The sequence below is a fragment of the Paraburkholderia sp. genome (assembly GCF_035656215.1).
Taxonomy (GTDB): Bacteria; Pseudomonadota; Gammaproteobacteria; order Burkholderiales; family Burkholderiaceae; genus Paraburkholderia.
The window spans coordinates 1-11,593 of record NZ_DASRSY010000275.1; the positions used below are offsets into that span (position 1 = coordinate 1).

Below are 11,593 nucleotides of genomic sequence, written 5' to 3' on the forward strand. Positions count from 1 at the left end.
AAGCCCGAGGTGTCGACCTTGTGCACCGGCTTTGCCGCCAGCATGGGGACATTCTTGCTGACCGCAGGCCAGCGCGGTAAACGGTACGCGCTGCCGAACGCGCGCATCATGATTCACCAACCGTCGGGCGGCAGCCAGGGCACCGCTGCCGACGTCGAAATCCAGGCGCGAGAGGTGCTCTACCAGCGCGAACGCCTCAACGCGATGATGGCCGAGCGCACCGGGCGCAGCATCGAGGAGATCGCACGCGACACCGACCGCGACAACTTCATGTCGGCCCACGGCGCAAAGACGTATGGCCTCGTCGACGAGGTGCTGGAAACACGCGCGGCGCTAGGCGACCCGGGTCGTCACCATGACATGTAGTGCGGCAAAGTCGCCCTGCTCACACATGCCGGACGGCTTTTTGCCCGCCATATCGGTGCGCCAGGAACACAAAAGCTGATCGCCGCCCTAGGAATCGCTATCATGGTTGCGATTCGTCGAATTTGACGATCGCTTCAATGGAGATATTCATGGCGTCATCCAACGAAACCGTCAGCATGGCGCTATTCTGCGACTTCGAAAACGTTGCGCTCGGCGTGCGCGACGCGAAGTACGACAAGTTCGACATCAAGCTGGTGCTCGAACGTCTGCTGCTCAAGGGCAGCATTGTCGTGAAGAAGGCGTATTGCGACTGGGACCGCTACAAGAGTTTCAAAGGCCCGATGCACGAGGCCAATTTCGAGTTGATCGAGATTCCGCACGTGCGCCAATCCGGCAAGAATTCGGCCGACATCCGGCTTGTGGTCGACGCGCTCGACCTCTGCTACACGAAATCGCACGTCAATACCTTTGTCATCATCAGTGGCGACTCGGACTTCTCGCCGCTGGTGTCGAAGCTGCGCGAGAACAACAAGCAGGTGATCGGCGTCGGCGTACAGCAATCCACCTCCGATCTGCTGATCGCAAACTGCGACGAATTCTTCTTTTACGACGACCTCGTCCGCGAAAGTCAGCGCACGGTAGCCAAACGCGAGTCGTCGCGCCCGCAACAGGCCGCGCAGCAGACGGCCAAACGTGCGCCCGACGAAGAAAAGTCACGCAACAAGGAAGACCTCGAAAAACGCCGCACCAAAGCGGTCGAGATCGCGGTGCAGACGTTCGACGCGCTCGCGTCCGAACGTGGCGACAGCGGCAAGATCTGGGCGTCGGTGCTGAAGAACGCGATCAAGCGCCGCAAGCCCGATTTCAACGAGACGTACTATGGGTTTCGCGCATTCGGCAATCTGCTGGAAGAAGCTCAGGCGCGTGGGCTGCTCGAATTCGGCCGCGACGAGAAGTCAGGCGCATACGTTTATCGGGGGACGACCGCGAATGTGGGCGCCGAAAACGTGAATGAGCTGGCCGAATCTGGCGAGTCGGCAGAACAGATGGTTGAGGCCCAGGTTACCGAAACAGTGGTCGCCGGGTCGGGTGGCAAGCAGGAGTCGCGACGCCGAGGCCGCGGCAATCGCAAGCCCGGTCGTGGCCAGCAGGAAGCCGCGCATGAAGAGCGCACGGCCGTCGAACACGGCGGCCACGCACAGGCTCAAGCGGAGACCGTGCACACGCACTCGCCACCATCCCACGAATTCGTTTTCGAACAGCCGGAAACGGCTTGGGCAGAACCAGCGCCCTTTGCGGATGAACCGGTCGCGGTAGCCGTCGAAGAAACACAGGAAGCGAGCGGCACGCAACCCAAGCGCGGCAAGGAACGCGCACCGCGCAAGACAGCCGCGAAGAAAACGAAGAAGGCAACGCCGCGAAAGATCGAGGAGGTCCCAGAGGTCGCGGCGCCTGCTGAAGCACCGGCAGCGTCAGTCGCCGAAGAACAAGCGCCCGCGGCCGCCAAGAAGGCAGCGCGCAAAACTGCGCCACGTAGTCGCCGCCCGCGAAAGACAGCCGCTACGAGCGACGCGGAGTAAGCGTCTCATATTGTGTGACGCGTACCGAAGCAATGGGAGTGTCGCAGTACACGCTCCGCCGCTGCGAACAAAAAAGCCCCTGCTCGTGATGAACAGGGGCTTTTCCATTTCCGGTTCATGGCGCTTCGATCGAGCCGAAACGGTGATGGCATCAGCGCGTCCCACAGCTCAACGACACCTGCTCCGCGATCGGCAATATCAGCGCACTTCATCCCGCGACGGTTGTCTACGGCGACACCTGAAACCGCGACAGCAGCACTCACAGCAAACCAAACACCGCCACCCCGTTAGTCGCACCCACATACACCTTGCCGCGCGCGATCATCGGCGTGATGAACTTGTTGCCCGCGCCCCATTGATCGCGCGTCCCGGCCTGATTGCTGTTGTACAGCTCGCTCGCGAGATTGCCTGCGTCGTACGCATGCAGGGCACCCGTTGTGCCGTTTTCCGCCGCCCAGACGATGCCATTGCTCGAGCCGTTCGCCGACACGGCCGGCGTCGCACCGGGATAAGCAAATGTGGTGGGACTCTTCGACGAAGCGGTGGCCGCGAGAAACGCACCCGAGACCGGCAGCGCCTTCAGGTTATCGTTCCAGCCGCCGTAATACACCACACCGTTGTAGTAAGCCGGCGAACCCCAGATACCACCCGCGAGCGTGCCGCTCAGCTCCTGCCAGATGTTGTTTGCTGTCGGACTGAATTTGCCCATCGAGTCGCGATCGACGACATAGATGTTGTTGTCCTTGCCCGCAGACACCGCCAGGTGTTTGACGACGCCCCCCGTGGTCGTCTGATCCGGCAACAGCATCACGCCGCCCGAGCCGAAATCGTTGTCGGCATTGGCCTCGGCCACGACGTTATCCATGGCGAAGTAATCGGTGATCTGCAGGTTTCCTGACGACAACTTCATCAACGAATTGCCGAAGTCGCCGTCGGCGGGAAAGCCCTGCGCATTCAGCGTGGTGCCGAACGTGCCATTGCCGTCCACGACGTAAATCGAGGTGCCGTCCGACGCCATTCCCGAGCCCGCCATCCAGATCGATCCCTGGCTGCCGTTCGGCGTGATATTGAGCGCGCTGGTCTGCTGGAGCGTGCCGGCGTTATAGGCCATCAGCCAGCCGGTGTACGCGCCCGCCATGCAGTGCGCGGTCCAGCCCATATAGATGTTGCCGCCAACCAGCGTGAGGGCAGCGCGCTCCGTATGCAGCGAAGGATTAAAGGTAATCAGGCCGTTGACGCTGCCCGCACCGTTGCCCGGGTAGGTCGCGGCGATTTCGGTCGGGCCGCCCAGCACTTCCGCGCCGGTAGTCAGATCCAGCGCATGCAGACGATGATGATAGGCGCCGTTACTGTCTTTGGTCATCGCCACGGCGTACAGGACGCCGTTCGTGCCACGATTGCGGTCAATGACCGGCGTCGACGTAATGCCGATTTCCGGCGTGAAATCCGGACAACTAAAGTCGTCGCTGGGTGTTTCGCCGCGGCCTGTCAACGAGACCTTCCATAACTGGGCGAAGGTCGTGGCGTCATAGGCGTACACGCTGTCGTGTTCGGTCGCGACGTAGACCACATCATGCGACTTGCCGCCGATCGGCAGACTGGTCACGAACAGCGGCTGCGCATCGACCTTGCCATCCGCGGCGAGAAACGCGACTTTGCCGAAGCTGGCTGAATTGACGTTCGCGAGCGTCAGTGTCGTCTCGGCAAGCATCTGGCCGGTGCGGGCGAGATCGTTGTGATGCATCAGCACGTCGGTGGCGTAGGCGGTCGTTCCGGTAGACGTGCTGCCTGAACCCATTGAGCCGCCGGTCGATCCGGTACCGCTCGTGCCGCTACCACCGCCGCTGGTGGCGCCGCCGCCGGCCGCTGAACCCGAGGCGGTACCCGATCCACCCCCTGACCCGCCGCCGCAAGAAAGGAAACAGGAGACGACGAATGCAATCGTGAGCCATGCGCACACACGGGACCGCACACTCGGAGTGAACGTACCGGTTTGCGGTCGCTGCATGGTCGCCTCGTTCGCACGATGCCCGACCCACGCCGTGCGTCGGGCTGCGTCGCATGGCGGAGTCAGAAACGGCGCGTGCCGGCAGGAGCGGAGTGGACTTTGCGGGCCGTGTTGAACCGCCAGACAAGCGGCGTCTCTGGCCCTCGATCCAAACGTACGCCCTTTGCCGGTCGGTATGCCGCCATCGTTTCGTGCCTTTCCGCCAGATATGACAAAAGCGTTACCGCAATAAGCTTGCCTGGTGCCTGACGTAAACGCTTCGTCCCCGGTGAAGCGAGGCTGCCGATCAAGCTCAGTAATAAGGATAAGGCGCGTACATTACCGGGGGCGGTGCGACATACCGCGGCGGCGGCGCATAGTAGTACGGCTGCGGTGCGTAATAAGCTGGCTGCGGCGCATAGTAGGCGGGCTGCGGCGGCTGCGAAATTGTGTTGCCTTTCGAGGTCATGCACTGCGCGTAAGAAGCATCGTAACGCGCTTGTAGACCTGCGGCGGAATACTGCGCGCCATTCGCGCCGTTCGCGCCGCCGATCAACAGCCCGCTGCCCGCACCGATCGCCGCGCCCGCGCCGGCATTACCCGCCGCCGCACCGATCAGTGCGCCGACAGCAGCGCCGCCGAACGTGCCCAGCGCGGCGCTATTCACGCTGTTTGTGGTCGCAGCCTGCGCGGCCCCGTTCGGGTCCGTCGAGCGGTTAGCGTAGTCGCGGCATGCGTAGTCGTCCTGCTGGAACTGCCCAAGCGGTTCGCCACTGCGCGGCAGCGCGACCACACTCGGACCGCTCGGCGGCATCACCGCACAACCGCCAAGCGCGAGCGCGACAACGGCGGCCGGTATGGCGATGCTTATCGACCTGGTGCTGGAGATCATGTTGGTACGTTTTAGAGAGATTGGAATTCAAACGTTAGGCCAAACGGCACCGTCCCTGGTTACAGAATCGTTACAGAAAGTTTTTCGCTTACATCTGCGCAATGGCTCACACGCTGTCCCGCGCCGTACAGAAATGGCGTCCCGATCGCCCGCCCCACTCGTGGGGTAACGCTTGTAAGCGAAGCGGCAATCTGATTTCACGCCTCGCGACCTAAACTGACGTCCTCCAGGGCCACGCGATCTGGTTGCCGAAGCACTCTCCCGCGTCATACCGCGGCTCCGCTGGACGTGCGCTCACCCATGCCTCAGGCAGCACCAATCCATGCAATAGGCGATCACCCGATGAATCGATTTGTTTTCGCAGTGGCGGCTTCTGTCGGCTGCATATCGCCCGTTTTCGCGCAGTCGAATACGACGCTTCCGAGTACCGTGATCGAGCCCTCGACAACGACATTTCCGAGCGCCTCGATTGCGCAAAATTTTCAATACATGAATCACCCGCCGCCACCCGCGCCGGCGAGTTCGGTTGCGCCCACGGGCGGTGGGCGCGGTCATCGGCATCGACAGATGTCAGCGGATTCCGATACGACGGGGGCCGCGTCAACGCAGCCTTGATCGCACGCGAGCAAGGTTTGAACCGGCGCGGTGCAGTGGTCCGCTGACGTTGCCGCAGTTACCAACTGTGACAAAGCTTGCACTTAACTGGGCGCGGATGGCGGCCCCGCTCGCGCGTCAGCGCAAGCGGGTAGCGCTGGCGCGCAGCCAGACGAAATCGCACCCGCGCGGGCGACGGCAGAACGAATGACGTTTCAGCGCTCAATGACGGAAAGTCGGGCACCACGGTTTGCGCGATCGGCCGCGGCTCATAGCCGGACCTTTGCTTTACGGGACGAGATATTCATCGACGCGCATACACGAGGTGGTGCTCGTGGCGACGCATAACATCATCGGGCTCCGGGCGCGCCCAGAATCTGTCCATTAACGGTTTGACCATACATCGAGTGCGGTGAGTCATGGAACTTCGCTCGCGTAGCTTCAGCTGAACCTTGAAAACGAGGATCTTGCGGACGTTCATGGCTGTCCATAAACGTGGCCACGTCCCACGCCTGCTGGTCCGTTAGCGTTCCTGCCAAGCCCAACGGCATATTCGCCTTGATGAAACCGGCGGCGTTCTGAATATCGCCCATTCCAGCGCCCCAATTGAACGAATGAGCACCCCACAGTGGCGGGAAGACAGCTTGTCCTCCGCTCGACTGTCCCTGCCCATCGGCGCCGTGGCATAGCGCACAGTGCTGTGCATAGACGGCGCTCCCTCTCGCGTAGTCCGCCTTTTGCGCGGGTGCGGGAAGCTTGGGATAACCTTGTCCGGGCAGTTTTTCGCCAATAGGCGCGCCTTTCGCGAGCCAGTAGGCGTACGTTTCCAATGCCACGAGCACCGGATCGCCAAGCGGCGGCGCCTTGCCGTTCATGCTGTACTGGAAGCATCCCTGAAGGCGCTCGGCGAACGAGTTCACATGCCCGTTCTTGCTCCGATAGGCCGGATACAAGGGATACGCACCCCACAGCGGACTCGAATTCGCCTTGCGACCTGCATCGAGGTGGCAGCTTGCACAGTTCAGCGTGTTACCGACGTACTTCCCTGCGAACGTTTGGGTATGCAAAAAGATTTGCTCGCCCAGTTTGACCGTTTTGCCGAAACCGTCCGTCGGCATGCTCGACTCTGCCGGTGGCGCGAATGGTTTTACCGATGACGACGCGGGGTCTTGCGCAGAAGAAGCGGGCAACGCCGGCATTTCGGCGTTAGCAGCCAGGCACGAACCGGCTACTGCACTCAACATCCCAACGAGCACGCCACGAGACAACCAGGTTCGATCAATCATTGCTTGCTCCCGTTCGCAGAGGTCCCGTCGGCCGGCACTCCGCCACCGCCGTAGTAGGCGGCAACAGCCGTGATCTCCGTGTCGGAGAGCTTGCTCGCGACGGCCGGCATCAACGCCATGGGCCCAGGCGGCCGGGTGCCGCTCTTCCAGCTTTGCAACTGGCTCGCTAGGTATGACGCCGGCTGGCCGGCCAATGGTGGAAACGTGGCGCCTACACCGATTCCGCCCGGCCCGTGGCATTGCACACACGCAGGCAGACCGTCGCCCCAGCGTCCGCGCGTGGCGATCCATGCGCCAACGTCCGACGGCTTGACTGACTCGTTACCACTCGTGTTTATGCCCGGAGACGGCTGCAGCCAGGCAAAGTACTGCGCAACATCATTACGCTCGCTCGCGGACAACAGTTTCGCCAACGGTTGCATGATCGGGTTCTGGCGCGTGCCGTCTGCGAACGCTGCCAATTGTGCTGACAGATAGGGTGCACTAATGCCTGCAAGACGCGGAAAGCCTGCCGCGGCGTTGCCTTCACCCTTCGCGCCATGACAGCTGATGCACGCGGCGACACCCTTCGCCGTGCCCTGCATCGCGATGGTTTGTCCAGCGGTCAGATCATCCGCGTGAGCACCGGACATCGCCAGCAATGTGCTCGCTATGGTCAGATACATGGTCAGGTATCTGCACCGCCCTATCATGAGCGAATAGTCCACATCGTCTCCTTCAGAATTATCGCGAGTTGTGACCCGCCTGGTGTTGGTATCCAGCTAGCGTTCGACTGTTCCCGCCGAATCGCAACAGCGCATCATTGAATGGTCGAAGTCGAAGTCGGTTCGTACTTTCCGAAGCCGTATCGCTGGAATATCTGAAACGCGGCGGGCGAGCGAATGAAGGCGAGCCACTTGCGAGCAGCCTGCGGATGCGCCGCGCCGTTGACCAGCGCACCGGCGTAGATCGCGGTCGTGTTTTCATCGGCGGGAATGTCGACGTGAGCAAGAGGATGCCCGATCTGCTCCTGGAACAGGGCTTCGGATTTCCAGACCACGCCGGCGTCGGCGCGATTCTGCATTAGAAAAAGCGCGGTTTGCCGGTGATGTATGTGGGTCAACTCCGTCGATCCGGCCTGTACCTTATCCTCGTAGACGGTCTTGGCGAGCGCGTCGCCACCCGCTTTCACCAGCGATGCCTTGATCTGTCGTGTCACGCCTTCAAATTCAGGATTGGGCATGGCGAGCCGCAACTCGGGTCTCGCCAGATCCTTGAGCGACGTGACGTGCTGAGGGTTGTCACGACGAACCATAATCGTCAACTGATTCGTCACGTAGGGTACGGCGGGGTCTGTTAGCGTGCCGTCCGCGATGAGATCTTTAACCTTCGCCAAACCGGCGAAATAAGCATCAGGCTTGACTGTCCAGGTCATATTGCCGACCGTGATCGTGCCGCCGGCCTTCATCTGCTTGACCAGTAGACCTGGTGGAATCGTTTCCCAGAAAATCCGCCCGCGATATTCGGGGTTGTCTTTCTCGAACTGCGCAACAAGCGGTGCCATCGCGAAGAAATAGTTACCTCCCACGAACAGCACAAGCTTGGGCGACGACAGGTTGCCGTGGAAATCGGCCAGCACGTCGACTTGCGGAACGGTGAATTCGAGTCCCCGATCAGGCACGTCGTTATTTTCTCCATGCTGCCACGGCGGAAAAACATCAGTCTCCGCCGATGCGGGCGACGCACACGCGATTCCCGTAGCGCAAGACAGCGAGCACAGTGAGACCGCAAGCGTTAACCGCAAGAACCGTCGAGACCAATGCAACCGATTGTGAGTGCGAGTGAGTGCCATGCTGGTCCTTAACTGGCGTAGTGAAAGCCGGCCTGTTGAAGTTCGACCAGCGTGGCCACCACGCCAGGCGTGACGATCGCACTCGGGATGACATGGTTCGTTAGATCGGCTGCAAGCGCATCCAGCGACAACTTGTCCGGATTCGCGTTGGCGGCGAGCAGTTTCTCCGCCAGTTCCCAGATCGCGTTGTGACACGACAAAAAGACGACACCTCTTTTCAGCAACGCCGGGATGCTGTTGTCGTGCGACGAAAAAGCGCCTTCGGCAACTTCATGATTGTCGTGGCCCATCGCCTCAGCCGGTTTACTGTCGAGCAGTGTGTTGGTCGCAAACTTGTTGCCGCTCATTTTCGCGAGACCATACTTGTCCCACGTGGTCTGGTCGAACAAGGACACATGGGCCGACCCATGGGTTGCCGATACCACGAGGAAATCCGGATGTTTGAACGACCAGATCTGCGCATTCAACGCATTGCGCATCAGGTTCAGCCACGGTCCGCCAAGCTCGGTGTTGTCCCAAACCTGTTTCGGGCTGCCTCGATACCCGATGACAGTAGACAGCGCCTCGTGATCCCATTGGTCAGGATGATCGAGAATCATGGGAACCGTTTTGAAGTCACGTCGCCTTGGGGCTGCGGCCAATCGCTGGGTCAGTTCGGATAGATTGCCTGCCCCTGCGGGTAGCAAGGATGCCGCGTCGGCTGCGATCGCTCGCGATTGCCCGGTGGCGCTCAGAAGCGCCGTGCCGGCGGCGAGGCCAAACGTCTTTAACGCACTGCGGCGCGCATTCTGGTTAGTCATGCCTGTATCTCCTTGTTGTTGTTCGAACTGCCAGGGTCGCGAGAATGCGGGCGCACGAGTGATTCAATCGACGTGGCATGTCTTATTAACGTTTGCCAAGTCTAGGGATATCCGATCGAGAATAGAAATCGTGAATTCAGATTTGAATTATTTGTGTGGCCGATGATTCATGCGATGCGGACCGATCGCTGAGGAGGTGATGACCTGTTGATGCAGATTGCGTGCAGCGGTATGCGTCAGCGGAGACCAGGCGTCAGCCGACGGTTGGTCGCCCCAAGTTCCAGAGGTTGAAAAAGCAGAAAGCCCTCGCGAAGGAGGGCTTTCCGTTTTAATACCGGTTCAAGACTTCATTGCAGCGATCTATTTGGATTTCCAATTTTGTTGGAGATCCGAACTATATTGTCACGCTACAAAAACCAGCAATCTCACGCGAAGTTCTTCGACGCGAATTCCCAGTTGACGATGTTCCAGTACGCTTCAACGAACTTCGGACGCGCATTGCGGTAATCGATGTAGTACGCGTGTTCCCACACGTCGATTGTCAGCAGCGCCTTCGCGTCCGTGGTCAGCGGCGTAGCAGCATTGCTCGTCGACACCAGGTCGAGCGAACCGTCGGCCTTCTTCACCAGCCATGCCCAACCCGAGCCGAACGTGCCGATTGCGGTCTTGGCGAATTCTTCCTTGAACTTGTCGAACGAACCCCACTTGGCGTTGATCGCGTCAGCCAGTGCGCCGGTCGGTGCACCGCCACCTTGCGGCGACAGGCTGTTCCAGAAGAACGTGTGGTTCCACACTTGAGCAGCGTTATTGAAAACACCGCCCGATGCCTTCTTGACGATCTCTTCGAGCGACAGATTCTCGAACTCCGTGCCCTTGATCAGATTGTTCAGGTTGGTCACATAGGTCTGGTGGTGCTTGCCGTAGTGATACTCAAGCGTCTCTTCCGACATGTTCGGCGCAAGTGCGTTTTTCGCGAACGGCAGCGGCGGGAGCGTATGTTCCATGGTGCTTTCCTTGTGTCTGTATCTGTTGTGGGGGAGTCTGCGGATAACGCTTTTGAGCACTCGATTGTAGGCGAGTTGGAATAACCCCGCAAACCAACGGACTTTATGTCCGGCATCGGCGAACATGCCGCACACATAGCGTATTTAGTGCATCCGCATGAGCTGTGCCTGCCCCATGCGGACGTCAAAAATACGCCTTTGTGTGCCGTCGGCGAAGTGTCAGAAACCGTCGGTCAGGCGCGGTTGCACGTCGGCGAGGGCAATGTCCGCCGCCCCTTCCGCGAGATGCACCGTAAGGCGCCGCCCCGGTTTCAGCGATGACGGCGCGCGCACTGCGCGGCCGCTCTGTGCATCGAGCACGGCCGCATAACCGCGCTCCAGCGTGCGCTGTGGACTCAGTACCTCGAGCCGGGCGGCCAGCGTGTCGATACGCGCAGACTGACGTTCATGCTGGCGTAACAATGCGGCGTCCAGACGCTGCGAAAGATTGCCGAGCTTCGTCTGATGCGCGGCGAGATCGGGGCGCCAGCGCTGCCAGCGCATCTCCAGCAGAGAAAACCGCGCTCGAGCGTCACGCACGGGACGCGCGCCCGCCGATGCCAGCCGCACGCTCAATTGCTGCAGGTGCGTGCGCTGCCGCGCGAGCCGCTCAGCCGGCGACACCAGCCGGCGCGCGAGCCAGTCGAGTTGTTGGGCGCGCCGCTCCATCATGCGGCCAAAGCCGCGTGCGAGCGTCGCATGCCGATGATCGAGTTCGCGCAGCAACAGCACGCGCTGTGGGCTGACGAGTTCGGCGGCGCCGGTGGGCGTCGGTGCGCGCACGTCGGCGGCAAAGTCGGCGATCGTGAAATCGGTTTCGTGACCCACGCCGCTCACCACCGGTATGGCGCTTTCGGCAATCGCGCGCGCCAGCACTTCTTCGTTGAACGCCCAGAGGTCCTCAATCGAGCCGCCGCCGCGGCACACGATCAGCACATCGACTTCGCGCCGCGCGTTGGCTGCATCGACCATCGCGGCGAGCTTCGCGCTGACGCCCACGCCCTGCACCGGTGCCGGATAGACGATCACCGGAATATGCGGCGCGCGGCGCGACAAGGTGGTCAGGACGTCACGCAATGCCGCGGCCTGTAGCGATGTCACGATGCCGATCGCACGCGGGTGGGCCGGCAAAGCACGCTTGCGTTCGGCGGCAAAGAGCCCCTCAGCTTCGAGTTGCGCCTTCAGCCGAAGAAAGGCTTCATAAAGACGCCCCT

Annotated in this window: 10 protein-coding genes; 2 read left to right on the plus strand and 8 right to left on the minus strand. The window is 61.0% G+C overall.

Annotated features, from left to right (window positions below; genetic code table 11):
• A partial coding sequence (locus tag VFE81_RS15480) for an ATP-dependent Clp protease proteolytic subunit (protein ID WP_325045434.1) occupies positions 1-366 on the plus strand: 366 nt, incomplete at its 5' end.
• A gap of 149 nt (positions 367-515) precedes the next feature.
• A complete protein-coding gene (locus VFE81_RS15485) occupies positions 516-1,946 on the plus strand; it encodes an NYN domain-containing protein (protein ID WP_325045435.1) in 1,431 nt (476 codons plus the stop codon).
• 259 nt (positions 1,947-2,205) lie between these two features.
• Here the strand turns inward: VFE81_RS15485 and VFE81_RS15490 are convergent, their stop codons facing one another.
• The 8 genes from VFE81_RS15490 to xseA form a co-directional block, all read right to left on the minus strand.
• The gene (locus tag VFE81_RS15490; protein WP_325045436.1) at positions 2,206-3,744 is read right to left on the minus strand and encodes a PQQ-binding-like beta-propeller repeat protein; all 1,539 of its coding nucleotides are present in this window, start codon (positions 3,742-3,744) and stop codon (positions 2,206-2,208) included.
• A 502-nt stretch (positions 3,745-4,246) separates the two neighbouring features.
• Complete coding sequence (locus tag VFE81_RS15495; protein WP_325045437.1) at positions 4,247-4,825, minus strand: glycine zipper family protein; 579 nt, start codon at positions 4,823-4,825, stop codon at positions 4,247-4,249.
• A gap of 944 nt (positions 4,826-5,769) precedes the next feature.
• On the minus strand, positions 5,770-6,705 hold the full coding sequence (locus VFE81_RS15500) for a c-type cytochrome (RefSeq protein WP_414695599.1): 936 nt from the start codon (positions 6,703-6,705) through the stop codon (positions 5,770-5,772).
• The gene (locus tag VFE81_RS15505; RefSeq protein ID WP_414695600.1) at positions 6,702-7,370 is read right to left on the minus strand and encodes a c-type cytochrome; all 669 of its coding nucleotides are present in this window, start codon (positions 7,368-7,370) and stop codon (positions 6,702-6,704) included. Before VFE81_RS15505 ends, VFE81_RS15500 begins: the two co-directional genes overlap by 4 nt.
• 134 nt (positions 7,371-7,504) lie before the next feature.
• Positions 7,505-8,536 (minus strand): substrate-binding domain-containing protein, encoded by a 1,032-nt coding sequence (locus VFE81_RS15510; protein WP_325045438.1) that lies wholly within the window; start codon positions 8,534-8,536, stop codon positions 7,505-7,507.
• 8 nt (positions 8,537-8,544) lie between these two features.
• Positions 8,545-9,336, minus strand: coding sequence for a transcriptional initiation protein Tat (locus tag VFE81_RS15515; RefSeq protein WP_325045439.1), 792 nt, complete (start codon positions 9,334-9,336; stop codon positions 8,545-8,547).
• A gap of 425 nt (positions 9,337-9,761) precedes the next feature.
• Positions 9,762-10,340 (minus strand): superoxide dismutase [Fe], encoded by a 579-nt coding sequence (gene sodB / locus VFE81_RS15520; RefSeq protein WP_325045440.1) that lies wholly within the window; start codon positions 10,338-10,340, stop codon positions 9,762-9,764.
• Between the two features lie 219 nt (positions 10,341-10,559).
• On the minus strand, positions 10,560-11,593 hold a 1,034-nt coding region (xseA, locus tag VFE81_RS15525), incomplete at its 5' end, for an exodeoxyribonuclease VII large subunit (protein ID WP_325045441.1).

Bases quoted from the DNA above. Each gene is read 5' to 3' on its own strand.
- VFE81_RS15510 (WP_325045438.1), bottom strand. From the start codon at position 8,536: ATGGCACTCACTCGCACTCACAATCGGTTGCATTGGTCTCGACGGTTC.
- sodB (WP_325045440.1), bottom strand. From the start codon at position 10,340: ATGGAACATACGCTCCCGCCGCTGCCGTTCGCGAAAAACGCACTTGCG.
- VFE81_RS15500 (WP_414695599.1), bottom strand. From the start codon at position 6,705: ATGATTGATCGAACCTGGTTGTCTCGTGGCGTGCTCGTTGGGATGTTG.
- VFE81_RS15485 (WP_325045435.1), top strand. From the start codon at position 516: ATGGCGTCATCCAACGAAACCGTCAGCATGGCGCTATTCTGCGACTTC.
- VFE81_RS15490 (WP_325045436.1), bottom strand. From the start codon at position 3,744: ATGGGTTCAGGCAGCACGTCTACCGGAACGACCGCCTACGCCACCGAC.
- VFE81_RS15505 (WP_414695600.1), bottom strand. From the start codon at position 7,370: ATGTATCTGACCATAGCGAGCACATTGCTGGCGATGTCCGGTGCTCAC.
- VFE81_RS15515 (WP_325045439.1), bottom strand. From the start codon at position 9,336: ATGACTAACCAGAATGCGCGCCGCAGTGCGTTAAAGACGTTTGGCCTC.
- VFE81_RS15495 (WP_325045437.1), bottom strand. From the start codon at position 4,825: ATGATCTCCAGCACCAGGTCGATAAGCATCGCCATACCGGCCGCCGTT.